This window comes from Deinococcus multiflagellatus (assembly GCF_020166415.1).
Lineage (GTDB): Bacteria > Deinococcota > Deinococci > Deinococcales > Deinococcaceae > Deinococcus > Deinococcus multiflagellatus.
Window position 1 is genome coordinate 1 of record NZ_JAIQXV010000030.1, and the last position, 24,631, is coordinate 24,631.

18 protein-coding genes are annotated in these 24,631 nt (G+C 69.1%); 13 read left to right on the plus strand and 5 right to left on the minus strand.

Features of this window, described 5'->3' with window-relative positions; all coding sequences use genetic code 11:
- Nucleotides 1-30: 30 nt before the first annotated feature.
- A complete protein-coding gene (locus K7W41_RS23830) occupies nt 31-186 on the plus strand; it encodes an HAD hydrolase-like protein (protein ID WP_224612623.1) in 156 nt (51 codons plus the stop codon).
- A gap of 311 nt (nt 187-497) precedes the next feature.
- On the opposite strand, the gene K7W41_RS22075 is transcribed toward K7W41_RS23830, so the two are convergent.
- Together K7W41_RS22075 and uvrB are read right to left on the minus strand one after the other, a co-directional pair.
- Nucleotides 498-1,034, minus strand: a complete 537-nt coding sequence (locus tag K7W41_RS22075) for a GNAT family N-acetyltransferase (protein ID WP_224612598.1) — start codon at nt 1,032-1,034, stop codon at nt 498-500.
- 67 nt (nt 1,035-1,101) lie between these two features.
- A complete protein-coding gene (uvrB, locus tag K7W41_RS23835) occupies nt 1,102-4,683 on the minus strand; it encodes an excinuclease ABC subunit UvrB (protein WP_380057470.1) in 3,582 nt (1,193 codons plus the stop codon).
- 344 nt (nt 4,684-5,027) lie between these two features.
- Here uvrB and K7W41_RS22085 point away from each other — a divergent pair, with 344 nt between their 5' ends.
- Both K7W41_RS22085 and K7W41_RS22090 read left to right on the plus strand, forming a co-directional pair.
- Nucleotides 5,028-7,529: a polynucleotide kinase-phosphatase gene (locus K7W41_RS22085; protein ID WP_224612600.1), complete on the plus strand. Its 2,502-nt coding sequence runs from the start codon at nt 5,028-5,030 to the stop codon at nt 7,527-7,529.
- 125 nt (nt 7,530-7,654) lie between these two features.
- Nucleotides 7,655-9,046 carry a 3' terminal RNA ribose 2'-O-methyltransferase Hen1 gene (locus tag K7W41_RS22090; protein ID WP_224612602.1) on the plus strand — a complete coding sequence of 464 codons (1,392 nt, stop codon included), beginning with the start codon at nt 7,655-7,657 and terminating at the stop codon, nt 9,044-9,046.
- A gap of 9 nt (nt 9,047-9,055) precedes the next feature.
- Here K7W41_RS22090 and K7W41_RS22095 read toward each other — a convergent pair whose 3' ends face one another.
- A complete protein-coding gene (locus tag K7W41_RS22095; RefSeq protein WP_224612604.1) occupies nt 9,056-9,634 on the minus strand; it encodes a hypothetical protein in 579 nt (192 codons plus the stop codon).
- 268 nt (nt 9,635-9,902) lie between these two features.
- On the opposite strand from K7W41_RS22095, the gene K7W41_RS22100 reads away from it, so the two are divergent.
- Both K7W41_RS22100 and K7W41_RS22105 read left to right on the plus strand, forming a co-directional pair.
- The gene (locus K7W41_RS22100) at nt 9,903-11,135 is read left to right on the plus strand and encodes a TCR/Tet family MFS transporter (protein WP_224612605.1); all 1,233 of its coding nucleotides are present in this window, start codon (nt 9,903-9,905) and stop codon (nt 11,133-11,135) included.
- A gap of 22 nt (nt 11,136-11,157) precedes the next feature.
- Nucleotides 11,158-11,637 carry a hypothetical protein gene (locus tag K7W41_RS22105; RefSeq protein ID WP_224612606.1) on the plus strand — a complete coding sequence of 160 codons (480 nt, stop codon included), beginning with the start codon at nt 11,158-11,160 and terminating at the stop codon, nt 11,635-11,637.
- Here the strand turns inward: K7W41_RS22105 and K7W41_RS22110 are convergent.
- Entirely contained in the window at nt 11,634-12,542 is a 909-nt protein-coding gene (locus tag K7W41_RS22110; protein WP_224612626.1) for a LysR substrate-binding domain-containing protein, read from the minus strand. The genes K7W41_RS22105 and K7W41_RS22110 overlap by 4 nt on opposite strands.
- Nucleotides 12,543-12,636: 94 nt before the next feature.
- Here K7W41_RS22110 and K7W41_RS22115 point away from each other — a divergent pair, with 94 nt between their 5' ends.
- From K7W41_RS22115 to K7W41_RS22140, 6 genes are all read left to right on the plus strand, one after another.
- Nucleotides 12,637-13,755: an ATP-grasp domain-containing protein gene (locus K7W41_RS22115; protein WP_224612607.1), complete on the plus strand. Its 1,119-nt coding sequence runs from the start codon at nt 12,637-12,639 to the stop codon at nt 13,753-13,755.
- The gene (locus K7W41_RS22120; RefSeq protein WP_224612608.1) at nt 13,752-14,840 is read left to right on the plus strand and encodes a hypothetical protein; all 1,089 of its coding nucleotides are present in this window, start codon (nt 13,752-13,754) and stop codon (nt 14,838-14,840) included. Before K7W41_RS22115 ends, K7W41_RS22120 begins: the two co-directional genes overlap by 4 nt.
- Before the next feature lie 98 nt (nt 14,841-14,938).
- Nucleotides 14,939-17,683 (plus strand): pyruvate dehydrogenase (acetyl-transferring), homodimeric type, encoded by a 2,745-nt coding sequence (gene aceE / locus K7W41_RS22125; RefSeq protein WP_224612609.1) that lies wholly within the window; start codon nt 14,939-14,941, stop codon nt 17,681-17,683.
- 85 nt (nt 17,684-17,768) lie between these two features.
- Nucleotides 17,769-19,577, plus strand: coding sequence for a dihydrolipoyllysine-residue acetyltransferase (gene aceF, locus K7W41_RS22130; RefSeq protein WP_224612610.1), 1,809 nt, complete (start codon nt 17,769-17,771; stop codon nt 19,575-19,577).
- A 91-nt stretch (nt 19,578-19,668) separates the two neighbouring features.
- Nucleotides 19,669-20,172 (plus strand): hypothetical protein, encoded by a 504-nt coding sequence (locus K7W41_RS22135; RefSeq protein WP_224612611.1) that lies wholly within the window; start codon nt 19,669-19,671, stop codon nt 20,170-20,172.
- Between the two features lie 106 nt (nt 20,173-20,278).
- Nucleotides 20,279-20,833: an RNA ligase 1 family protein gene (locus tag K7W41_RS22140; RefSeq protein ID WP_224612612.1), complete on the plus strand. Its 555-nt coding sequence runs from the start codon at nt 20,279-20,281 to the stop codon at nt 20,831-20,833.
- Between the two features lie 63 nt (nt 20,834-20,896).
- Here the strand turns inward: K7W41_RS22140 and K7W41_RS22145 are convergent, their stop codons facing one another.
- Entirely contained in the window at nt 20,897-22,348 is a 1,452-nt protein-coding gene (locus K7W41_RS22145; protein WP_318010934.1) for a DR2241 family protein, read from the minus strand.
- A gap of 385 nt (nt 22,349-22,733) precedes the next feature.
- On the opposite strand from K7W41_RS22145, the gene K7W41_RS22150 reads away from it, so the two are divergent.
- Both K7W41_RS22150 and K7W41_RS22155 read left to right on the plus strand, forming a co-directional pair.
- Nucleotides 22,734-23,159 carry a hypothetical protein gene (locus K7W41_RS22150; RefSeq protein WP_224612616.1) on the plus strand — a complete coding sequence of 142 codons (426 nt, stop codon included), beginning with the start codon at nt 22,734-22,736 and terminating at the stop codon, nt 23,157-23,159.
- Between the two features lie 151 nt (nt 23,160-23,310).
- Nucleotides 23,311-24,396, plus strand: coding sequence for a M20/M25/M40 family metallo-hydrolase (locus K7W41_RS22155; RefSeq protein WP_221091432.1), 1,086 nt, complete (start codon nt 23,311-23,313; stop codon nt 24,394-24,396).
- Nucleotides 24,397-24,631: the final 235 nt, after the last annotated feature.

Consider the following 24,631-nt stretch of genomic DNA (forward strand, 5'->3'; position numbering starts at 1 on the left):
GAGGCCCATCCGGGTGCAACCCCGCTGTGGATGATTGGTGACAGCCTCACCGCCGATATCCAGGGTGCGGCTGGAGCAGGAATTCCTGCCATTCTGGTTCGTTCCTCTGGGCCGGCACGGTGGGTTGCCGCAGATTTGTGGGGTGTGTCAGAGCTGGTGGGCCACCCCATATCAGCTGGGAAATGAGCGCGAGCTCCCTTCTCCACTAACCGTTGTTCTGCTGCTCTGGCGGGAGGTGCGAAAACGCTCAGCCCCGCCACGCTGGTCCCTCCGAGCTGGCTACGCGCTCGACCGTGAAGACCTGGATTCTGAGCGGCAGCACCACCAACGGCCAAGGGGAGAAGGTCGGCGGCCAATTTGTGCAGAGCAAGAAGGCCCCCACCTGGAACGACGGGTGGGGGTTTGACCGTGGTGTAGGCCCCTTCACCTCCAACCCCGGAGAAAGTCCCCTCGTTGCTGGCGGTGTGATGACCGGCCTGCGGAACGACAGTTGTTGGCTAACGGGTGGCGGGCTCAAGCCGTTCCACCAAGGCGTTCAACTCCGGCCAGACGAACACCACCTCGCGCACCACATGGTCGCCGTAGGTCTGGGTCGGGGGCTCGCCGCGTTGCCCACCCAGGCGCTCGTACCACGCGCGCGAGGTATGGGCTTCCAGCGTGGAGAGGCCCACACTCTGGGCGCCCCGGGCTTGCAACGCCAGCAGCGCCGCGCGCAGCAGGGCCGCGCCGCAGCCCCGGCCCCGCGAGCCTGGACGAACATGCAGGGCCATAACTTCCGCGTCGGTACCGTGGAAAGGGGAGAGGCGCGCCAGCACATACCCGGCGATGGCTTCGCCTTCAGGCTGCACCAGCAGCACGTCCCCCGGGTGTTCGTTCAGCCACGCCTGCCAGTCGCCCGTCTGTTCCTCAACCGTCACGCCGTCCCAGAACCCGGGCGGAAAGAAGGGCGCGTAGTCGTGCTGGTAGTTGCCCACCTGTACGGCGGCCACCCCAGGGGCATCGGTGGACTGAAAAGGACGGGGCGAAGGCCACATGGCCCAAGAGAACCACCCGGCCACTGGGCGCGCATCCGCCAGATGGCCGGGTGGGGGCGGGCTGTCCTTACCGCCGCCCCTTCCTTCTTGCCTTCTGCCCCGGCACCGTGGCCTGCTGGAACTCCTTGCCCTGCAGCTTGGCCTCAATGGCGCGGATCTGGTCACGCAGGCTGGCGGCGCGCTCGAAGTCCAGGTCCTCGCTGGCCTGCCACATGTCCAGTTCCAGGTCGGTCAGTTGGGCGGCCAGGCTGTCGCGGTCGTCGCCCACGGTGGCCGAGCTGACCTCGGCGGGCTGCTCCTCGCCGCGAATCACGTCGCGCACGCCCTTGATGACGGTGGTGGGCGTGATGCCGTGCTCGGCGTTAAAGGCCATCTGCTTCTCGCGGCGGCGGGCCGTTTCGTCCATCGCATACTGCATCGCGGGCGTCACCGTGTCGCCGTACAGAATCACCTCGCCGTTCACGTTGCGCGCGGCGCGGCCAATGGTCTGAATCAGGGCGCGTTCACTGCGCAGGAAGCCAGGCTTGTCGGCGTCCAGAATGGCCACCAGCGAGACTTCCGGCAGGTCCAGGCCCTCACGCAGCAGGTTGATGCCCACCAGCACGTCGTAGTGGCCCAGCCGCAGGTCGCGGATGATCACCTGACGTTCCACGGAGTCAATGTCGGAGTGCATGTAGCGGGCCTTGACGCCCTTTTCCAGCAGGTATTCGGTGAGGTCTTCCGACATGCGCTTGGTGAGGGTGGTGACCAGCGTGCGCTCGCCGCGCGCCGTGCGTTCGCGCACCCGGCCCAGCAGGTCTTCAATCTGGCCCTGAATGGGGCGTACCGTCACAGGCGGGTCAATGAGACCCGTGGGGCGGATGATCTGGTCGGCCACGGAGTCGCTGTGCTCGCGCTCAAAGGGGCCCGGCGTGGCCGAGACGAACACCGTCTGCCCGGTCTTGTCCAGAAACTCCTGAAAGTTCAGTGGGCGGTTGTCCATTGCTGAAGGCAGGCGGAAGCCGTAGTCCACCAGCGTCTGCTTGCGGGCGCGGTCCCCGTTCGCCATGCCGCCAATCTGCGGCACCGTCACGTGCGACTCGTCAATAAAGGTTACGAAGTCGTCCGGGAAGTAGTCCAGCATGGTGTACGGCGTGGCGCCGGTCACGCGGCCATCAATGTGGCGCGAGTAGTTCTCAATGCCCGAGCAGTAGCCCAGCACCTTGAGCATCTCCAGGTCGTACAGGGTGCGCTCTTTCAGGCGCTGGGCTTCGAGCAGCTTGCCCACCGACTTGAAGTACTCCAGCCGCTCGTCCAGCTCCTGCTGAATGGTCACGATGGCGCGCTCAATGTTGCCCGCGCTGCTCACGTAGTGCTTGGCCGGGTAGACCACGGTGGCGTCCAGATCGGCCAGGCGGTCCCCGGTCAGCGGGTGCACCACGCTGATGCGCTCGATGTCGTCGCCCCACAGCTCAATGCGCAGGGGCTGCTCGTCGTAGGCGGGCCAGACTTCAATCATCTCGCCCTTGGCCCGGAAGCGGCCCGGCGCCATTTCAATGTCGTTGCGCTCGTACTGCATGTTCACCAGGCGCCCCAGCAATTCGTCGCGCGGCATCTGCCCGCCTTTTTTCAGCACGGCATTCAGCGCGGTGTATTCCTTGGGGTCGCCCAGGCCGTAGATACACGACACGCTGGCCACCACGATGGTGTCGCGCCGCGTCAGCAGGCTGCGGGTGGTGGAGTGGCGCAGGCGCTCGATTTCCTGGTTCACGCTGGCGTCTTTCTCGATGAACAGGTCCTTGCCGGGCACGTACGCTTCGGGCTGGTAATAGTCGTAGTACGAGATGAAAAATTCGACCGCCGCGTCCGGGAAGAACTCGCGGAACTCGGAAGCCAGCTGCGCGGTCAGGATCTTGTTCGGGGCCATGACGAGGGCGGGCCGCTGGGTTTCTTCGATGACCTTGGCGACGGAATAGGTGTTGTGAACGAACAGCCCGCCGCGTCCGGTCAGGAAGGTCTCGAAGCCGTCCACGCTGAAGTCGTACACGTAGGGGGTCTGGGGGGCCACCTGTTCCACCTGCTCCACCGGCGACCAGTGCACGTCGGCCAGGCCCGTGAACGCAGTGTCCTGAAGCTGGAGGGCCTGGCACAGACGGCGAAACAGGCCCGCGCTGGGGGCACGAATGCCGCGCTCAATGGCGGAGACCATCGTCCGGGTGCAGCCTGCGGCTTGTGCCACCTCTCGCTGCGAGAGGCCCGCCCCTTCCCGCTCGGCCAGCAGGCGCGGCCCGACGCCAGGGACCAAGTCCACATTGGTGTTGCCCTCGCCGGCCTGGGCCACGATGCGGGCCAGGGCCTCCTGCTTGCGCGCACTCAGAAAGCCCACCTGGGTGTCATAAGCGTGCAGGTTCTCGGCCCCTGAAATCGTGACCTTGTGATAGGTGCCCAGGGTGCCGTCCGGGCGGCGCTTCTTGACCTCGCGCAGCCGGGCCCACACCCCAAAGCGCAGCAGGGCTTCGGCCAGTTCCCCGGCCAGCCGCGCGCTGTTGGTCACGGCGGTGACTGCCCCGCCGTCCACGCCACCGTCACCCTCAAAGTAGGCCCGCAACAGGGCCGCCAGGAAGGCATTTGGAAAGGCCGCAAAGTTCGTGGGCAGATGCTTTTCACCCGAGCGTTCGCCCATCAGCCGGGCCAGTAGCTCGCGCCAGACCCGGCCCGAAAGCACGAAATCACCGTCCGCGCGGCGGAAATGCCCCGCCTCCAGTTCAGCCAGGGCTGCTGTCAACTGGCCCTGCACATCCGGGTCACGCACAGAGATAAGGGCGAAGCCCGGAGCGGCATGCCCTTCAGCCACGTACTGCCCGAACAGCAAGGCCAGGGCTGGGCTCAAGGGGAGCTGCCCGGCCAGATGTGCGGACCGGGCCGACACCCGCGTGTGCTCCGCCACGGCCAGCCCCTGACGAACAGCCGCTCTGGCCGCAGCCACATTCAGGCCACCGCCCCGCTTGCCGTGCCGGAGGGCGTGCAGCTTGCCGCTGGGTTGCTCGTGGTGGGCCTTCACCAGGGCGCGCCAGGCGTCATCCTGCTCTGGGGTGTACGGCACCGCCACATGAAACGGAGTGCCGTCCAGCACGGCCAGGGTGTCCAGATGGTTCACTGTCCCCTGCGGTTCAGGCACCTGCCGGGGAATGGGCAGCGCGTCGCCGGGCCGCACGTCGTCGCCGTGAATCAGGTGAACCTGGCCGCCGCGCAGCACCCAGACGCTGTGGTCGGCTGTCACCGTCACGTCGCGGCCACAGGCGGTCGTCAGGCGGTGCAGCGTTTCTGGCGAGCTGTGGCGGGACAGGGCCGTCACCGTGCGCCAGGCCACCTCGCCGCTGCCCGCGTCCCAGGCCAGCACCCGCATGGGGTCGGGCGGCGGCAGTTCCAGCGAATCCTCGGCCTGCAGCGGAGAGCCGAACAGGCCGTCAATGAGTTCACCGATGGGCAGGCGCTGCACCTGACCGGCCACCTGCACGGTCACGGGCTCGTGCCAGGCGACACTCTTGCCCGTGCCAGTCGCACCCAACAGCGTCTGGAAGCGCAGGCCCGAGTCCAGGCCGTCCACCAGCGAACGAATGGCGGTGGGCTGGTCACCCGAGGGCGTGAAACTGGATTTGACCTTGAGCATGAAACCTCCTTGGAGGGAAGCAGGGCTGCGGCGTGAGCCGAACGAAACTCCCTATTTTACGCCCCGGACGTAAGGGGACGGTAGGCCAGATGACTGAGGCAACATTCAGGCGGGTCTCAGACGAGTCCGAGCGGAACGAGCATGAACGGAGAAAGGGCTCTGGCGAAGGAAGGACATGGCGGTGCTGTTCGGCCATGTCTTGGCCTCAGAAGAGTCTCTTCGGGCTTGAGACACCCGGTCCGGGCTCCACGTCATTTGACGCAGGCGGGGGCAGGGGAGGGCCGCTACAGTGAAGCCTTGGCCCCAGCCGCCCCGGCTGGGCGCCCGGAACGCAAGGACCCCCCATGACCCAGATTCCCCTGCCTGAACTTGCCCTGGTCGCGCTGGTCGGCGCGTCGTCGTCGGGCAAAAGCACCTTTGCCGCGCAGCATTTTGGCCCCTACGAGGTCCTGAGCAGCGACCACTTCCGCGCGCTGGTCAGCGGCAGCGAACACACGCTGGACGCCAACGCGGCGGCCTTTGACAGCCTCTTTTACGTGGCCGCGCGGCGCCTGGAACGGGGCCTGCTGACCGTCATTGACGCGACCTCGGTGCGTCCCGATGACCGCCGCCGCCTCGTGGACCTCGCCCGCGCCCACGACGTGCTGCCGGTGGCGATTGTGCTGGACCTGCCCCGGGGCGTGCTGGAAGCCCGGCACGAGGCGCGCGGTGACCGGCCCTTTAACGCGGCCGTGATTGGCCGCCAGCAGACGGAACTGCGCCGCACGCTGCGCGGCATGGGCAAAGAAGGCTTCCGGCACGTCTGGGTGCTGCGCAGCCCCGAAGAGGTGGCGGGTGCCCAGGTGAGGCGCGTGCCGCTGTACAGCAACAAGAAGCACCTGCACGGCCCCTTCGACTTCATTGGCGACGTGCACGGCTGCCTGACCGAGCTGCGCGAGCTGCTGCTGAAGCTGGGGTATACGCTGGACGGCGACCACGCCACCCCACCGCCGGGCCGCACCGCTGTCTTTGTGGGCGATCTGGTGGACCGGGGCCCGGACAGCGCGGGCGTGCTGCGGCTGGTGATGAACATGGTCGCCAGCGGCGCCGCCCTGTGCGTGCCCGGCAACCACGACGAGAAACTGAAGCGGGCGCTGGACGGCAAGGCGGTGAGGGCCCTGCACGGGCTGGACGCCACCCTGGCGCAGCTGGACGCGGCCGGCCCCGAATTCCGGGCGCAGGTACGGACCTTTATTGACGGCTTGATCAGCCACCTCGTGCTGGACGACGGCAAGCTGGTGGTGGCCCACGCGGGCCTGCCCGAGAAGTACCAGGGCCGCAGCAGTGGCCGGGTGCGCTCGTTTGCCCTGTACGGCGATGTGGACGGCAGCACCGACGACCTGGGCCTGCCGGTGCGGCGCGATTGGGCCGCCGAGTACCGGGGCGCGGCACAGGTGGTCTACGGCCATACGCCCGTGGCGCAGCCCCGCTGGGTGAACCGCACCATTGACATTGACACCGGCTGCGCTTTTGGCGGCGCGCTGAGTGCCCTGCGTTACCCGGAACAGGAACTGGTGAGCGTGCCGGCCCACGCGCAGTACGCGGTGCCCGCCCGCCCGCTGGCCGACACGGGCCCTACGGACACCTTTGATCTGGCCGAGTTCCTGCAGCCCGGCCGCGTGGAAACCCGCACCTTTGGCGGCGTGCTGCTGCGCGCAGGCGAACGGGCGGCGGCGGTGGAGACCTTCAGCCGGTATGGCGTGGCCCCGGAGTGGTGCGTGTACCTGCCCCCCACCATGAGCCCGGTGGAAACCAGCGCCCGGCCCGACCACCTGGAACATCCCGACGAGGCGTTCGCCTATTTCCGGGGCCAGGGGGCGACGCAGGTGATCTGCGAGGAAAAGCACATGGGCAGCCGCGCCCTGCTGGTGCTCACCCGGGACGAGGCGGTGGCGGGCCAGCGTTTTGGCACAGACGGCCTGGGGCGCATCTACACCCGCACCGGGCGGCCCTTTTTCAAGCCAGACTGGGAAGCGGACGTGCTCACCCGTGCCCGCCAGGCCGCTGCCCAGGCGGGGTTGTGGGAGAGCTTGAACACCGACTGGCTGCTGCTGGACGCCGAGATTCTGCCCTGGAGCTTGAAGGCCGAGGAACTGATCAAGGGCCAGTACGCGGCGGTGGGGGCTGCTGGGAACGCCACCCTGGCAGCGGCGGTGCAGGCGCTGGACCGTGCCGGGGCCCGGGGTCTGGACCTGGGCGACTGGCCGGCGCGCACCGGGCAGCGCGCGGACGCCCTGACCCGCTACCGCGACGCCTACCGCGCCTACGTGCGCCGCGTGGCGGGCCCGCAGGACGTCCAGATTCGGCCCTTTCACCTGCTGGCCTCGGAAGGGCAGATGCATGCTGACAAGGACCACCTGTGGCACCTGACCACGCTGGGCGCCCTGGCCGACGCCGCGCCGGGCCTGTTTGGCCGCACCGCCCACCGCCTGGTCACGCTGGGCACCCCCGATGAAGCCGCCGCCACCGCGTGGTGGGAAGCCCTGACCGCGGCGGGTGGGGAAGGCATGGTGGTCAAGCCCCTGCCGTTCTGGGCCGCCGAATCGCGCTCGTTGCAGCCGGCCGTGAAGGTGCGTGGGCGCGAATACCTGCGCATCATTTACGGCCCGGAATACACGCAGCCCGAACACCTGGGCCGCCTCAAGGCCCGGGCGCTGGGCGCCAAGCGGGGCCGGGCCCTGCGGGAATTTCACCTGGGCCTTGAAGGCCTGACCCGTTTTGTCGAGCGGGCCGCCCCGGGCCGGGTGCACGAATGCGTGCTGGGCGTGCTGGCGCTGGAAAGCGACCCCATTGACGTGAGGCTTTAAGGCCGCCGCGCCTCACGTTGCGCCTGTTCAAGAGAGCACCGAACAGGCTCCACGCCCGGCGCAACATGCTTTTTTCGCCCCTCGCTTCGCCCGGTTGATCTGGAGATCAACTTCGAGGTCCTGAGATGCTGCTGACCATCACCACCACCCACCAGCCCGCCACTGACCTGGGCTTCCTGCTCATGAAGCACCCGGAGCGCATATTGGAGCGCCCCCTGCCGTTTGGCCGCTCGCTCGTCTTTTACCCGGAAGCCACCCCCGAATGCACCACCGCCGCCCTGCTGGTCGAGGTGGACCCGGTGGCCCTGTCCCGCGCCCCGGCAGGCGGCGAGGCGGGCACCCTGGAACCCTATGTGAATGACCGCCCGTATGCCTCTGGCAGCTTTCTGGCCGTGGCTCTGCGCGACGCGTTCGGCACCGCCATGACCGGCCAGAGCCGCGACCGGCCCGAACTGGCGGGGCAGGCCATTCCGCTGACCCTGTCGCTGCCGTGCGTGGCGGCGCGCGGCGGCCCGGACCTGCCCGCGCGCCTGTTTGGCCCGCTGGGCTACGAGGTCGAGGCGACGCCCCTTCCCCTGGACCCCGACTTTCCCGAGTGGGGCGAGCGGCCCTATGTGGCGCTGACCCTGCGCGGCACGGCGCGCCTCAGCGACGCCCTGCGCCACCTGTACGTGCTGCTGCCTGTGCTGGACGGCAAGAAGCACTATTACATCGGCGCTGAGGAGGTGGACAAGCTGCTGCGCCACGGCCAGGGCTGGCTGGAGGTCCACCCGGAACGCGATCTGATCACCGCGCGCTACCTGCGCTTTCGCGGCTTGGTCACCCAGGCCCGCGCCCACTTTGTCATCCCGGACGAGGCAGAAGGTGGGGTGGCCGAACAGCACGAGATGGCCGCACCACCGCGCCCGCGCCTGCACGACGAGCGGCTGGACGCGGTGGCCGAGGTGCTGCAGGCCAGCGGCGCCGCGCGGGTGCTGGACCTGGGCTGCGGCGAGGGCAAGTTGCTGCGCCGCCTGCTGCCGGTGGGGCAGTTCCGCGAACTGGTGGGCGTGGACCTCAGCGCGCGCAGCCTGGAGATCGCCGCCGACAAGCTGAAGTTGGCCGAGCGCCCCGAACTGCGGGAGCGGGTGCGCCTGCTGCACGGCAGCCTCGCCTACCCCGATTCGCGCCTGAAGGGCTTTGACGCCGCCGCGCTGGTGGAGGTCCTGGAGCATCTGGAGCCGCACCGCCTGGACACCCTGACCCGCAACGTGCTGGGCTTTGCGCGCCCGCGCACGCTGGTGGTGACCACGCCCAACCGCGAGTACAACGCCACCTTCGAGACCCCCCAGGCCCTGCGCCACCCGGACCACCGCTTCGAGTGGACCCGCGCCGAGTTTCAGGCGTGGGCGCAGGCGGCGGCCGAGGCGTACGGCTACGCGGTGGCGTTCCGTCCGCTGGGCGACGTGCACCCCGAACACGGCCCGATCACCCAGATGGCGCTGTTCACGCAGGCAGCGCCGGCCAGTCCCAGCTGAACCCTTTGCTTAGCGGCGCGGTGGGCCCACCACCGTCTGGCCGTCGCAGGTAAAGCGCAGCAGATCGGCCGACGGGAACGACAGCCCGTACCCAGTCAGGTTGTAGGTGTGGGTGCAGCGCCGGCCATGCTGCAGCGGCCCGGCGGTGACGGTCAGCTGCTGGGCCAGTTCGGTGTACGTGTCGAAGGGCGCGGTTTCACGCGGAAAGGTGCCCTGGCCAGTCCGGTAGGAAAAGGCCAGCGCGCGGGCGGCGCTGCCGCTCAGCGCAGACGCCTGCTGGCCCGGCTGCACAAAGGCGCCGCACCACAGCAGCTGCGCGGTGCCGTTGCCGGGGGTGCGGAAAGCGAAGGCGCGCCCGTCCATCTCCAGCAGCACCAGATTGGACCGGCCCGCCGGAAACGCCAGGCGCGCGGTCTTGGTGTCAGGGCTCCAGACACCGCAACGGTTCAGCGCGGCCTCGCTGGGCCGGTGGCGCTGGAGGGCGGCCAGGGCGGCGGCCCGGCCAGCGGTCACGCTCTCCACAGGTGCCGCCTGTGCAGGGGCCAGAGGGAGGGTCGCCAGGAGAACCCAGAAAGAGAGAAGGCGCACGCCCTGACCGTAGCGTGGGCGTCTGACGCCCCCATGATAAGGATTCCGGTTCATCCGTTCTTGCATCATGGATGAACCCGACCGGAGGGGCTCGCAGAGCGGCGCAGCAGAGCAGGAACAACGGTGACGGAGCGGCGTGGACGCATCGAAGCAACGCGGAGGGGCTGCAACGGCTGCTCCGGAATCCGTATGAGTGCACACGGCGGGCGCCGAGGCTGGCGTGCGGGGTGCGCGGGCCCCTCAGGCGTTCCGCCCTACACTGCCCCCTATGCGCGCCCAGCCTGCCGCCCTGATTTTTATTCTGCTCACCGCCCTGATTGACATCATCGGGATTGGGCTGATCATTCCGGTGCTGCCGGGGCTGGTCAAGGAACTGGCGGGCTCAGAGGCGGCGGGCGCCCAGAGCATCGGCTGGCTGACGGCCGCCTACGCGGTCATGCAGTTTGTTTTTGCGCCCATTCTGGGCCGCCTGAGTGACCGCTTTGGCCGCCGCCCGGTGCTGCTCGTCTCGCTGGCGGGCATGGCGCTGGATTACGTGCTGCTCTACTTTGCCCCCAGCCTGTGGTGGCTCTTTGTGGGCCGCGTGCTGGCAGGGATTACCGGCGCCAGCCTGACGGTGGCGAACGCCTACATTGCCGACGTGACCCCGCCCGAGGGGCGCGCCAGGAACTTTGGCCTGCTGGGCGCCACCTTTGGCGTGGGGTTCATCCTGGGGCCGGCGCTGGGCGGCTTTCTGGGCGAATACGGTCTGCGGGTGCCGTTTCTGGTGGCCGCTGGCCTGACCGCCCTGAACTTTCTGTACGGTCTGCTGGTGCTCCCCGAATCCCTGCCCGCCAGTGCCCGCGCCAGGGGCTTCCAGGGCCGCGACCTGAACCCCCTGTTGCCCCTGAAAGCCCTGACCGAGTACCCCATTCTGCGCAGCCTCGCCCTGACCTTCGTGCTGCTGGGGCTGGCCGGACAGGTCATCTTCAGCACCTGGGTGCTGTACACCGAGCGCGTGCTGCGCTGGACCCCGGGGCAAAACGGCGTGGCGCTGGCGTTCTTTGGCCTGCTGGTGGCGGCGGTGCAGGGCGGGTTGATTGGCCCCTTCATCGCCCGCTTTGGCGAGCGGCGCACGATCATGACCGGGCTGGTGGCGTCCATTCTGGAATTCCTGCTGCTGGCCTTTGCGCGCAGTGGGGTCACGCTGTACGCCTCGCTGGTGGTGGGGGCGCTGGGCGGGCTGGCGAACCCGGCCATCCAGGGCCTGATCTCGCGGCAGGTGGGCGAAACCGAGCAGGGGCGGGTGCAGGGGGCCATCACCAGCCTGAACAGTCTGGTGGGCGTGGTGGGCCCCATTGTGGCCACATCGGTCTACGCGTACGGCGCGGGCCACGGCTTCCCCGGCGCGGCGTTCCTGATGGGCGCGGCGCTCTCGGTGGCGGGCACGTTCCTGATACTGGGCGTGCTGCGCGGCTTGCCGGAAACGGGCAAACCCACAACCTCTGGCGGCTCAGCGTGAACCGGAAGCAGGGAGGCCGCTGATGACTCCAGAACCAAGACAATGCCGGCTCCTGTACACGCTGGATGATGACCTCACCGAGGTGATGGATCTGGTGTACGAGCACCCAGAGCAGCATTTCACCTTCATCCTGATGTCCTGGTTGGCGGCCACACTCAACCAGCGGTATGCGCCGGAACATCCCGATCTGGAATTTAAGGTGATCTGGGCGGCGGATTGGCCGTACGCGCCACTGGGAATCGGCGTGCTCAGCAACGAGTTTGAAGAGCGGTGGGTAGCCGTGCCCAGTCAGGACGAGCCCGGTGAAATGACGGTCGACCGGATTGGCAATGACTACACCGAGTTCGAGCGGGAAGCGTGCGCTTTTATAGACCTGAAGATGCGCAGTGCCAGTGTCTTTGAGCTGGCACGGTACGCTGCGGAACACAGCAGACCCCAGGGTTGGGGCCCAGCCCTGGCGGAGCTGCTCAAGAACTACGGCAAGGAGTCGGGCCAGGCTTAGGGCTGAACAGTGGTGTTCTCTGCGCCCCCCAGCACTTCCTCCGCCACCGCCAGGAACGCGCGCACCACCGGACTTTTGCCCTCGCCCCGGCGCCACACCGCCACGATCTCCACGATGGGGGCGTCTTCCACCGGGCGGTAGACCACGCCGGGCAGGCTCAGGCGGCTGAAAAATTCGATAGGCAAAAACACCCCCACACCCGCCGCCACCAGCGACAGCAGCGTGGGCACCTCAATGGCCTCCTGCACCACATGGGGCGTAAAGCCCGCCGAGGCGCACCAGCGCATCACCTGATCAAAGTAGGTGGCGCGAATCTGACGCGGAAAAAAGACGAACGGTTCCGGCGCCAGGTCGCTGATCTTCAGCCGGCGCTTGCGGGCCAGCGGGTGCGCGGCGGGCAGCGCGGCCACCAGCGGCTGGCGCCACAGGGCGCGCGACTCCAGGGCCGGGTCGCGCACCGGCAGCAGCATCAGCCCCACGTCAATCTGGCCGCCGCGCAGGGCCGCTTCCTGTTCCTGAGCGGTCAGTTCGCGCAGGTCCACGCTGACATTCGGGTACAGTTCGCGGAACCGCCGCACGATTTCCGGCAGGCCCCCAAAGGCCAGCCCGCCCACAAAGCCCACGCTCAGGCGCCCCACCTCGCCCCGGGCGGCGCGGCGGGCGCGCTCCACGGTCTGGGCGGCCAGGGCCAGCGTGGCGCGCGCCCCCACCAGAAATTCCTGCCCGGCCGGGGTCAGCTGCACGCGGCGGGTGGTGCGTAGCACCAGGGGCACGCCCACCTCGTCTTCCAGGTTGCGAATGGAGTTGCTCAGGGCCTGCTGCACCACGAACACGCGCTCGGCGGCCCGGCCAAAGTGTTCTTCTTCGGCCAGGGCCACAAAATGCCGCAGGTGGCGCAGTTCGATGGTCATGCTGCGCCGTACGCTAACACCTGCGTAGACTGCCCGTGATGACGGGCGGGGTGTGGCGACAGCGGCTGAGGTGGGCCCCGGGGCGCCCATGAAGGTGCTGGTGACCGGCGCGCGGGCCCCGGTGGCCCTGGACCTCGCCCGCGCGCTGCAGGCGGCGGGCGCCCAGGTCGCGCTGGCCGATTCGGTCACGCCCTTTGCCGCCCACCTGCTGCGGCCCCGGGTGCCGGTTCACCGCCTGCCCCCACCCCGGCAGGCCTTCGGGGCGTTCCAGACCGCGCTCCTGCGCCTGCTGGATAGGGTGGATCTGGTGGTGCCCACCTGCGAGGAGGTGTTCTGGCTGGCTGAAGCCGCCCGGCGGGGCGGCTGGTCTGGGCAGCTGCTGGCCCCGCCCCCCGCCACGCTGCGGGCGCTGCACTCCAAGGCCCTGTTCCCCGAACTGGCCCGCGCCGCCGGGATAGACGCCCCGCAGACCTGGGTGCTCTCTGACCCTGCGCACCTGCCCACCCTGCCTGGGCGCGCCGGGCTGATCTTCAAGCCCGAGTTCTCGCGCTTTGGCACCGCGCGGCTGGGCCACCCGGGGACTGCCCCCACCCCGGCGCGCCGCTGGGTGGCCCAGGAGCGGCTGGTGGGCGAGGAACTGTGCGTCTGGTCGCTGGCCCACGCGGGGCAGCTGCGCGCCTGCGCGGTCTACCGGCCGGTGCTGCGCCAGCAGGGCGGCGCCTCGTACGCGTTTGAGGCGGTGGAGAGACCGGCAGTGGTGGCCATGGCGCAGGTCCTGGCGCGCGCTGCCGGGGCCACCGGGCAGCTCTCCTACGACGTGATCGTGACCCCGGCCGGCCGGGTGGCGCCCATTGAGTGCAATCCGCGCGCCACCAGTGGCCTGCACCTGCTGCCGGGGGCGGCCCTGGGGCGGGCGGTGCTGGGCGGCGGGCCGCTACTGACCCCCGCGCCCGGCACCCTGCGTTACCTCGCCCCGGCCCTGGCGGTGCTGGGGCCGCTGGGGGCCCTGCAGGTGGGGTCGGCGCGGCCCCTGGTGCACACCTGGCGCGCCGGGCAGGACGTGGTGGGCCGCCCAGGCAACCGCGCCCCGGTGGCGGGGGCCCTGCTGGACGCCGCGCGCTTTGCCCTGGCCGGGGCCCTGGGCGGCCGAAGTGCCGCTGAGCAGTCCACCGCCGACATCGAATGGAACGGCGAGGCCATGCCGTGAGCGGGCAGGGGCCCGAGGCCGCCATGCTGGCCGAACTGTGCGCGGCCGGGGCCCCGGCGCTGGTGGCCAACGTGGCGTCCTCGGTGTTCGCGCTGGAGGTGGCCGGCGAGCCCATGCCGGTGACGGTGGACAGCGGGGCCCTGGGCGGCAGCTACGTGAGCAGTCCGCACAGCGCCTACGCCCTGTACGCCCGCGCCGAACTGGATCTGGTGGATGTGGGCGCGCTGGCCGCGCCCGCCCGGGTGGCCCTGGCCGGCGTGGACCGGCTGCTGCGCGCGGCGGCCGTGAACCGGGCCGTGCACCTGAACAACTGGCTGCTGTCCACCAACCTGCAGGGGGCGTGGCGCGGCCAGGGCCTGTCAGCGGCGCGCCACACCCTGACCACCCGGTTCCCGGGGCACCTGCTGGGCGTGCGCTCGGTGGATGACTGGTCGGCGCCGGGCTTAAGGGCGGCGCTGGAAGCCGACGGCTGGATTCTGGTGCCCAGCCGCCGCATCTGGGTGGTGGAGGATCTGGCGCGGCAGTGGCGGCCACGCGGCAACTTCGGCCATGACCGCCGCGCCGTGGCCCGCTCGGGGCTGACCCTGGAAGACCTGACCACCCTGACCCCCGGGGACGCCCAGCGGATCGCGCACCTGTACGCCCTGCTGTACGTGGGCCGTTACTCGCCGCTGAACCCGTTGCTGACCCCGGCATTTATAGAGGTGTCGTGGCGAACCGGGTTTCTGTCCTACCGGGTCGCGCGGGCCCCGGACGGGCAGATCATGGCCGTGGCGGGCATGTGGGTGCGTGGCGGCGTGATGACGCCCCCCGTGGTGGGCTACGACACGGCGCGGCCCCAGCGCGAGGCCCTGTACCGCGTGGCCTGCTGGCTGTTCATGGAGCGCGCCCTGGCCCTGGGGCTGCGGCTGCACGGGTCTTCGGGCGCGGCGCACTTCAAGCGCCAGCGGGGCGCGCAGGGCTTCACCGAATACAACGCCTATTTCGCCGCCCACCTGCCCCCGGCGCGCGGGCTGGCGCTGCGGGCCCTGGCGAAGCTGCTGAAGAGTGCAGCCCTCCCCGTCATGATCCGGCGGGGGCTGTAGGGCGGGGCCCAGCAAGCCCGGCATTGACCAGGAACAGTGGTCAATCTCATGAGGGGACGCTGTTGGAAGTGGGCAATGGGGCGGCCTATGCTGACACCATGACCCAGTCTCCCAAGAACGTGGCGCCCCCCAACCGGCCGCCGCGCGCGGGCCTTAACGCCCAGGACCGGCAGCAGCTCAACACCATTGAAACGCAGGAGTGGCTGGACTCGCTGGCCTACGTGTTTGCCGACGCAGGCGACAACCGCGCCGCCGAACTGCTCGAAGAACTCGACCACTACGCCTATTTTCACGGCGCGCCCATCACCTTCAAGCAGAACACGCCCTACATCAACACCATTGATGTGGACCAGCAGCCCGAGTACCCCGGCGATGTGGAGCTGGAACGCAAGATCCGCAACATCATCCGCTGGAACGCGGTGGTCATGGTCATCAAGGCCAACAAGAAGAGTGACGGCATCGGCGGTCACCTGTCCACCTACGCCTCGGCGGCCGAGTTGCTGGAGGTGGGCTTTAACCATTTCTTCCGGGGCCACGGCGCCGGGCAGGACCGCGACCTCGTGTTCTACCAGGGCCACGCCTCGCCCGGCGTGTATGCCCGCTCCTTCCTGGAAGGCCGCTGGGACGAAGCCCGCATGAACCGCTTCCGGCGCGAGCTGCAGCCCGACGGCGAGGGCCTGTCCAGCTACCCCCACCCCTGGCTGATGCCGGACTACTGGGAATTCCCCACCGTCAGCATGGGCCTGGGCCCCATTCAGGCGATCTACCAGGCGCGCTTCATCAAGTACCTGGAAAACCGGGGCCTGAAGCCGAAGGGCGACGCCAAGGTCTGGGCCTTCCTGGGCGACGGCGAGATGGACGAGCCGCAGAGCATCGGCGCCATTCGCTTTGCCTCCTACGAGAATCTGGACAACCTGATCTTCGTGCTGAACGCCAACCTGCAGCGCCTCGACGGCCCGGTGCGCGCCAACTCCAAGGTGATTCAGGAGTTCGAGGCGCTGTTCCGGGGCGCCGGCTGGAACGTCATCAAGGTCATCTGGGACGGCAAGTGGGACGAGCTGCTGGCCCGGGACTACAACGGCCATATCGTCAAGCGCTTCGAGCTGCTGGTGGACGGTGAGTCGCAGCGCTACGCCGCGTTCGGGGGCAAGGAGCTGCGCGAGAAGTTCTTCAACACCCCCGAACTGAAGGCCCTGATTGAAGACTGGAGCGACGCCGACCTGGAACTGCTGAACCGGGGCGGCCACGATGTGCACAAGATCTACGCCGCCTACAAGGCCGCCGTGGAGCACAAGGGCAGCCCCACCATCATCATTCCGCGCACCGTCAAGGGCTACGGCCTGGGCGAGAGCGCGCAGGCCCGCAACGTGGCCCACCAGGTGAAAAAGCTGGATTTCTCCACCCTGAAAAACCTGCGTGACCTGCTGGAATTGCCCCTGACCGACGATCAGGTGGAGCATATGGAGTACTACCACCCCGGCCCCGACAGCCCGGAAGTGAAGTACGCCCTGGAGCGCCGCGCGGCGCTGGGCGGCCCAGTGCCCGCCCGCAAGGTGGAGTACCCGCACCCCACCATCCCAAACGGCGAGTTCTACGAGGAATTTGCCAAGGGCAGCGGCGACCGGCAGGTGAGCACCACCATGGCGGCGGTGCAGATCATCTCCAAGCTGCTGCGCGACAAGGAAATCGGCAAATACATCGTGCCTATCGTGCCCGATGAGGCCCGCACCTTCGGTATGGACGCGCTGGTGCCCCGCATCGGTATTTACAGCCCACGCGGGCAGACCTACACGCCCGTGGACAGCGGTTCCTTGATGGCCTACAAGGAAAGCGTGGACGGCCAGATGCTGGAAGAAGGCATCACCGAAGACGGGGCGATGGCGTCCTGGATTGCGGCGGGCACGGCCTACGCGCACCACGGCGTGCCCACCATTCCCTTCTTCGTGCTGTACTCCATGTTCGGGATGCAGCGGGTGGGCGACCTCGTGTGGGCCGCCGCCGACCAGCGCGCGCGCGGCTTTATTCTGGGCGCCACCGCCGGGCGCACCACCCTGGCTGGCGAGGGCCTGCAGCACCAGGACGGCAACAGCCACCTGCAGGCGTACGTGGTCCCCAACCTGAACACCTACGACCCTGCGTTCGCCTACGAACTGGCGGTGATTATTGAGCACGGCATTCAGCGCATGTACGTGGACGGGATTGACGAGTTCTACTACGTCACCATTGACAACGAGAACGAGATCCAGCCGGCCATGCCAAACGATGGCCGCAGCCACGAGGAGATCCGCGAGGGCATTATTCGCGGCCTGTACCGCCTGCAGCGCAGCGAGCTGAAAAAGGCCAAGCTGCAGGCCCAGATTCTGGCCGGCGGCCCCGCGATGGGCGCGGCGCAGGCGGCCGTGAAGATGCTGGAGAAGTACGGCGTGGCGGCCGACCTGTGGTCGGTCACCAGCTACAAGGCCCTGCACCAGGACGCCCTGCTGGCCCAGCGCCACAACATGCTGCACCCCACCCAGGAACCCCGCGTGCCGTACGTGGCGCAGCAGCTGAACAAGGACAGCGCCCCGGGCGTCCTGATTTCCGTGAGCGACTACATGAAGCTGGGCGCCGACGGCCTGAACGGGCACCTGGACCGCAAGCTGTGGGCCCTGGGCACCGACGGCTTTGGCCGCAGCGAGGCCCGCGAGGAACTGCGCGACTTCTTCGAGGTGGACGCCAAGCACATCGTGCTGGCGACCCTGTACGCCCTGCAGCGCGACGGCAAGGTGAAAGGCGAGGTGGTGGCCGCCGCCATTGCCGAGCTGGGCATTGACCCGGAACGCGAAGCACCCGTCTTGCGGTGATAGTTGATGGTTGATGGTGGATAGAAAAAGCGGTTCACCATCAACCTTTGACCATCAACTTTCTACATTCTCCGAAGGAGAACATATGGCGACTGAACTGAAACTCCCCGACGTGGGGGACAACATCGAGCAGGGCACGGTTGTGACGGTGCTGGTGAATCCCGGCGACACCATTCAGGCGGGGCAGCCCATCATTGAAATCGAGACCGACAAGGCCGTGGTGGAAGTGCCCGCCGAGAGTGGCGGCACCGTGGAAGCGGTGAACGTGAAGGTGGGCGACACGGTCAAGGTCGGTGGCGTGATTGCCACCCTGGGCGGCGGCGCTGCACCGGGCGACGCGAACGCCGGGCAGACCCCCGCGCCCGGCACCCCCTCAGCCGAGCCGGATGCGCCCGCCACCGCCAGCGATCCCCAGACGGCCAACCGTGTGGCGGCGGCCCAGCTGGAAAGCCAGAAGGAACAGGCGGCGGCCCCCCCGGCCCCCTCTCCATCAACCGTCAACCATCCACCATCAACGTCTATCACTCTGCCAGACGTGGGCGACAACATCGAGCAGGGCACCGTGGTGACCGTGCTGGTGAACCCCGGCGACAGCGTGAAAGAAGGCCAGCCGGTCATTGAGATCGAGACCGACAAGGCGGTGGTGGAGGTGCCCGCCAACGCCAGCGGCACTGTGCAGGCCGTGAACGTGAAGGTCGGTGACACGGTGAAGGTCGGCGGTGTGATTGCCACGCTGGGCGGCGGCGCTGCGCCAGTGGCCCCTGCCGCTCCCGCTGGCACCCCAGCCTCGGCGCCGGCCCCCAGCGCCCCGGCCCAGGCTTCTGCCGCTGCGCCGGCCGTGTCCAGCCTGAGCACCCAGACCCCCACCCCGCCCGGCGCGGCCAGCCTGCCCCCGGAGCGGGCCCACCCGCCCACTCAGGCCCCCGGCGCCGAGCGGCCCTACAACACCCAGAGCTATGACGGCCGCCCCATCATTCCCGCCGCGCCCAGCGTGCGCCGACTGGCCCGTGAAATCGGCGTGGACCTGCGCGCGGTGCACGGCACCGGCATTGCCGGCCGCATCAGCGAAGAGGACGTGCGCCGCTCGGCTGGCACGCCCAGCGTCCCGGCGGCGGCAGCAGCAGCCCCACAATCCCATCAACCATCAACGGTCACCCCTCAACCCGCCGCGCCCCTGCCCGACTTCAGCAAGTGGGGCGGCGTGACCCGCGAGGACATGAGCGGCATCCGCAAGGCCACCGTGCGCTCTATGACGGTGAGCACGCAGATTCCGATGGTCACGCACTTCGACAAGGCCGACGTGACGGTCATGGAAGAGGTGCGCAAGCGTTTCGGCGCCCGGGTGGAGAAGGCCGGCGGCAAGCTCACCATGACCCACATCCTGATGAAGGTGGTGGCCAACGCCCTGCGCAAGTTCCCCAAGTTCGGCGCCAGCCTGGACCTGGAGAACAACCAGATCATCTTCAAGGATTACGTGAACATCGGCGTGGCCGTGGACACCCCGGTGGGCCTGCTGGTGCCGGTGGTCAAGGACGCCGACCGCAAGAGCATCACCGAACTGGTGCTGGAGCTGAGCGAACTGGCCGGCCGCGCCCGCGAGCGCAAACTGAAGCCCGACGAGATGCAGGGCGCCACCTTCACCATCTCCAACCTGGGCGGGATCGGTGGGCACGCCTTTACGCCGATTGTGAACAGCCCCGAGGTGGCCATCCTGGGCGTCTCGCGCGGCGGCATGGAGCCGGTGTGGAACAAGGAAACGGGCACCTTCGAGCCGCGCAACATGCTGCCCCTGAGCCTGACCTACGACCACCGCCTGATTGACGGCGCCGACGCCGCCCGCTTCGTGCGCTTTATCGCCGAGAGCCTGGAAGATCCCTTCCTGATCTCGCTGTAACCAGCCTCGCCGCGCCCTGTGCCCCCACCCCCCGGTGGGGGTTTCTCATGTTGGGCCCCAGGGTCTCCCGGCCCCTGCTAGGCTGCGCCGCGTGAAGAAGATGCTCCTGGCGGTTCCTGTTCTGCTCGCGGCGTGTGCGCCGGCCTATACCGGCCCGGCCCCGGCGGCCAATGAAGTCATTGCAGAGGTGGTGTCTACGACCAACCTCAAGCTGGGCCTGAGCCCCGAGCAGGAGGCCAGTGCCAACAGCTTTGCCCACATTTCGGCCATGATTCTGCTGCAGGAGCGGTATGTCACGGGGCTGCCTGCGGGCTACGACCGCTTTACGTTCCCCAACGGCAGCGACAGCATGACCATCCTCAGTGAGAAGAGTGCGCCCATTCACGTGCAGGTGCAGTGGCGCGCCACCCACCCCAGTACCAAGAACACCATCGATGTGCTGTGGGAATCCAGGCCGCTGGGCGGCAAGCTGGTCAGCGTGAAGGTGAAGGCCACGGCCACCGACGCCAGCGTCAACACGGCGCAGATTGAAGCGCGCCTGCTGGACCGCTATCTCGCCGCTGATGGGGTGCGTCTGGTGGCCCGCGGCCGCTGAGGCCCTGTCGTTCACTGGCCCCCCGTCCAGGTGGCGGGGGGCCATGCTGACCTGTTTGGCCGATGCGCTGGGGCTCCAGGCCCGCTAGCGTGGCCGTGGAGGATGTATGCAGAAGATTCTCAGCCTGTACGCGCGCAATTACGACACTGACCGCCGGGTGCGGGACGAGGTGGTGCCCGGGGCCGAATGGGTGCTGGCCGGCGAGGGCGTGGCCACGCGCAAATGGGACGGCACGAGCTGTCTGGTGCGGGCCGGCCGCCTGTACCGCCGCTACGACGCCAAGAAAGGCCGCACGCCCCCGCCCGACTTCGAGCCCGCCCAGCCCCCCGACCCGGTCACTGGTCACCACCCCGGCTGGGTGCCCGTGGGGGAAGGGCCAGACGACGCCCACCACCGCGAGGCGTGGGCAGCGGCGGGCGGCCCCCTACCCGACGGCACCTATGAACTGCTGGGGCCCAAGGTGCAGGGCAACCCGGAAGGCCTGACCCACCACGCGCTGGTGCGGCATGGGGAAGCGGTCCTGCCCGATGTGCCGCGCGATTTTGCCGGGCTGCGGGCCTACCTGGAGGCCCGGCCGGACATGGAAGGCGTGGTGTGGCACCACCCGGACGGCCGCATGGTGAAACTCAAGCGCAAGGACTTTTTCGGAGGTCGGCGCTAGGCCACACCAAAGGCCGCCGGTTCCTTTCTGGAACAGGAGCCGGCGGCCTTCTCGTCTTGACCCTTAGTGGTCGTGGCTGTGGCCGCTGCCGGCGCCGCGTTTGCCACTCACTTCCTCGCGCACCTCGGCCACCACGTAGGTGCAGGCCTCGGCGCAGGGCAGGCCGCCCGGCACCCCGTCCAGAAAGGAATGCAGCAGGCGCTCGCCCGCCCACAGGCGGGTGCGCAGGCAGGCGCTGCACACGTCCTGGGCCACATGTTCCACCTGGGCGGGGGTGGCGCGCTGCACCTTGGCGTAAATGCCGGTCTGGCGCCGGGCCGTGGTGGGCCAGGGGGTGTGGCGCAGGGCGTGGCAGGAGTGGGCGTAGGTTTCTTCCACCACCGCCGGGTACAGGTAGTGCACGGCGCGGCGCAGGTCGGCTTCGTTTAGCACGGCGCGCCAGCCGCGCGGCAGGTTGCGCAGGGTGTGCACCGGGCGGTGCTCGCCGCTATCGGTAAAGCGCACGCGGTCGCGCACCCCCTCCGGCGTGACCAAGGTGGTCAACTCGCCGCCGGGCAGGCCCTCGTCCAGCATGTGCCGCAACTCGAACACGCCCAGTTCCGGGGTGATCAGGGCCTCGCCCATCCGCAGGCCCCGGCGCGCACGGTCCATAAAGGCCTGCCACGCGGCCTCGTGGCCCCGCTCGTGGTCGCCCTGGTCCCCGGCGCCGTGGGCTTCCTCGGCCAGCTGCACAATCACGTCGGCCACAGCGGCGTGGGTGCCCACGGGCTTGGCGTAGTACACCTGCTGCGGGCCGTGCGGGTTGTCGGGGAAGTCGGTGACCACGCCGCTTAAGCCCATGTCCTCGGGAATGGTTTCCAAGGTGTGCCAGCCCTCCGAGGCGAAGAAGGGCACCACCACCACGCGGGGCGCCCGCACCACCTCGGGCCATGTCCCCACCTTGGGGTCCTCGTCCAGAAACAGGGCGTGCACCTCGGCAAAGTGGCCCTGCTCGCGCAGGCGGTCGGCGTTCTGGTAGATGACGCGGTTGCTGTTCTCGTTGCGGGTGGTGCCGTGCCCCAGGACGATCAGCGCCGTGTCCTCGGGGTTGGCGTCCGGCAGCACCTCGCGGGCGCGGGCCAGCAGGACGTCGCTCATGCCGGGGTGCACGCCGTAGGGCAGCGTGTAGCGCACCGTGCGCCCCCCGATCACCCGCGCAATGCCCCCCTCCGGCACCGGCCCCTGGTGGCCCAGCCCCATTTCACGCGGAATCACCGTTTCGGTGAAATACCCTTCCGAGATAAACATGGGGATGACCGTCACGTCCGTGCTGGCGGTGGTTTTCAGCACCTGCCGCAAGGAAGGCTCTTCTTTCCAGTAGCCCTCGATCACCTCGTCGAACAGCCCCCGGTCCCGCAGCAATTCCGCGTAGCGGTAGACCGCCACCGCCGATTCGCCGTTCAGGTGAGAGCCGTGCCCAATCAGCACCAGTGAGCGCATATGGCGCCGACTGTAGCGGAGCGAGGGGCAGGGGATTGTCCCAAAAGCTGGGAAGTAGGGAAAAGAGCGTGGGGAGGCAAGCGTGGAGCGTGGAAAGGGCCGCGCTCAGGGCTTGACAGGCCCGCTGAGCCGCGTTAGGCAGTTTCACTGCCCACTGCCCACTGCCCACTGCCCACTGCCCACTGCCCACTGCCCACTGCCCACTGCCCACTGCCCACTGCCCACTGCCCACTGCCCACTGCCCACTGCCCACTGCCCACTGCCCACTGCCGCCCTTCCTCAACCCCACTGAAGGCCCCCCTCACGCACGCGCTGGCCGGGCTTCGTAGGGTGGGGCCGTTCACTGACTGGACGGCGGCGGCCTGGGGCACCGGGCTTCTGGGCGCGCTGCGGCCCGTTTCCATGTGCAAGGAGGGATTCCATGTTTTTTCAGCAACGTGACCGCCACGAGCAGATGGCCCGCCTCGACCCCCGCGACACCAACGCCGACGGGCAGGTGAGCCCCCAGGAAGCCGCCGCCTACATCCGCGACTACCTGGACAACGCCTCGCCCCAGGAGCGCGACCAGATCATGCGTGAGTACTTCGGGCAGATGAGCCCGCAGGAGCGCCAGCAGATGGGCGACGCCATTGTGCGCAGCCCCGCCAACCCGATCCAGAACGTGCGCCACGACGACGACAACGACCTGATTGACGCCTACACCCGCACCGCCCAGGCCCCCGCCCAGAACGGCCAGAGCCCCCTGGAAGCGGCCTTTGCGCCCGGCGGCATGCTCAGCAGCCCGCTGGTCAAGGCCGGACTGGTGGGGCTGGCCGGCATGATCGGCAGCCGGATGCTGCGCCGGTAAACGCCAGCGTCGAGAAGTCCAGTCGTCGAGAGGTCGAGGCCAGCGGGTGCTCGACCTCTCGACGTTTTGACGCCTCGACCGTGCGACCCCGCTCAATCTGCGGGGACGCTCCGTGCCCCCTGTCCCGCACCGCCCACTACAATGGCCCGCAATGCCTCTGTCGTACCTCACCCGCATTGCCCAGACGCCCGCGCCCACCTTTGAGGAGGGTGTGCGCGCGGACCTGATCGCGGGCCTGTGGGACGAACTGGGCTACGCCACCGAGCGCGACGAGGCCGGCAATGTCCTGACCCGCCTGACCCCCCCGGGCACCGAGGGCCGCCCCGCCCTGCTGCTGGCCGCGCACCTGGACACGGTGTTCGAGGGCGGCACCGACGTGACCGTGCGCGAGGAAGGCGGGCGCCTGATCGGCCCCGGCGTAGGCGACAACAGCGCCAGCCTCGCGGTGGTCACCGCCCTGCTGCGCGACCTGCGCGGCGGCGCGGGGGTCCTGCGCCGCCCGCTGTGGGTGGCGGCCAATGTGGGTGAGGAAGGCCTGGGCGACCTGCGCGGCGCCAAGCACCTGCTGGCCCGGCACCGCGCGGCGCTGGGCGCTTTTGTGGCGGTAGACGGCTACCTGGGCATTGCCGTGACGCGCGCGGTGGGCGTGCGGCGCTACCGCGCGGTGTTCAGCGGCCCCGGTGGGCACTCCTGGGGCGATCAGGCGCCCAGTGCCCTGCACGCGCTGGGCCGGGCCATCAGCGCGCTGTACGCCCTGCACCTGCCCCTCAGCCCACGCACCACGCTGAACGTGGGGGTGGCGGGGGGCGGCACCAGTGTGAACTCTATTGCGGGCACGGCCGAACTGCTGCTGGACCTGCGCTCGCTGGACGCCGGGGTGCTGGCCGACCTGGACAGCCGGGCGGTGACGGCCCTGCACGCGGCGGCGCGCGAGGCCGGCGTGCGCGTTCACCTGGAGCGGGTGGGCGACCGCCCCGGCGGCGACCTGCGCAGCGATCCCCTGTTGCCCCTGGTGCGCGAGGCCGCCCGCGAAGGCCGCCTGGACATTCGCGTGGCCTCCAGCAGCACCGATGCGAACGCCGCTGTGCCCCACGGCCTGCCCGCCGTGGCGGTGGGGGTGTACCGGGGCGGCAACGCCCACCGCACCGACGAATGGGTGCAGGCCAGCAGCCTGAAACCGGGCCTGCAGTTTCTGCGGCGACTGGTGGAGCTGTACCAACGCTCGCCCGTGGCCTGAGCTGGCCGGTTCCTGGGCCGCGTGCCCTGGCCAGGGCGCCCGGTGGTGCAGGCCCGACCGGGCGCCGGTGCGCCCTGGGTGGTGCCCGGCCGCGCGCCGCCCTGCAGCGGCCCGGCAGGAGGGGGCCAGATGCCGGCGTGGGCTCAGGCGTTCTGGGGCTGCGGCCCGCCCGACCTGCTGATCTACGGCCCCCTCCCAGGGAGACGTGAAAAGCCCGTCTGGGCGGGCAGTTCCT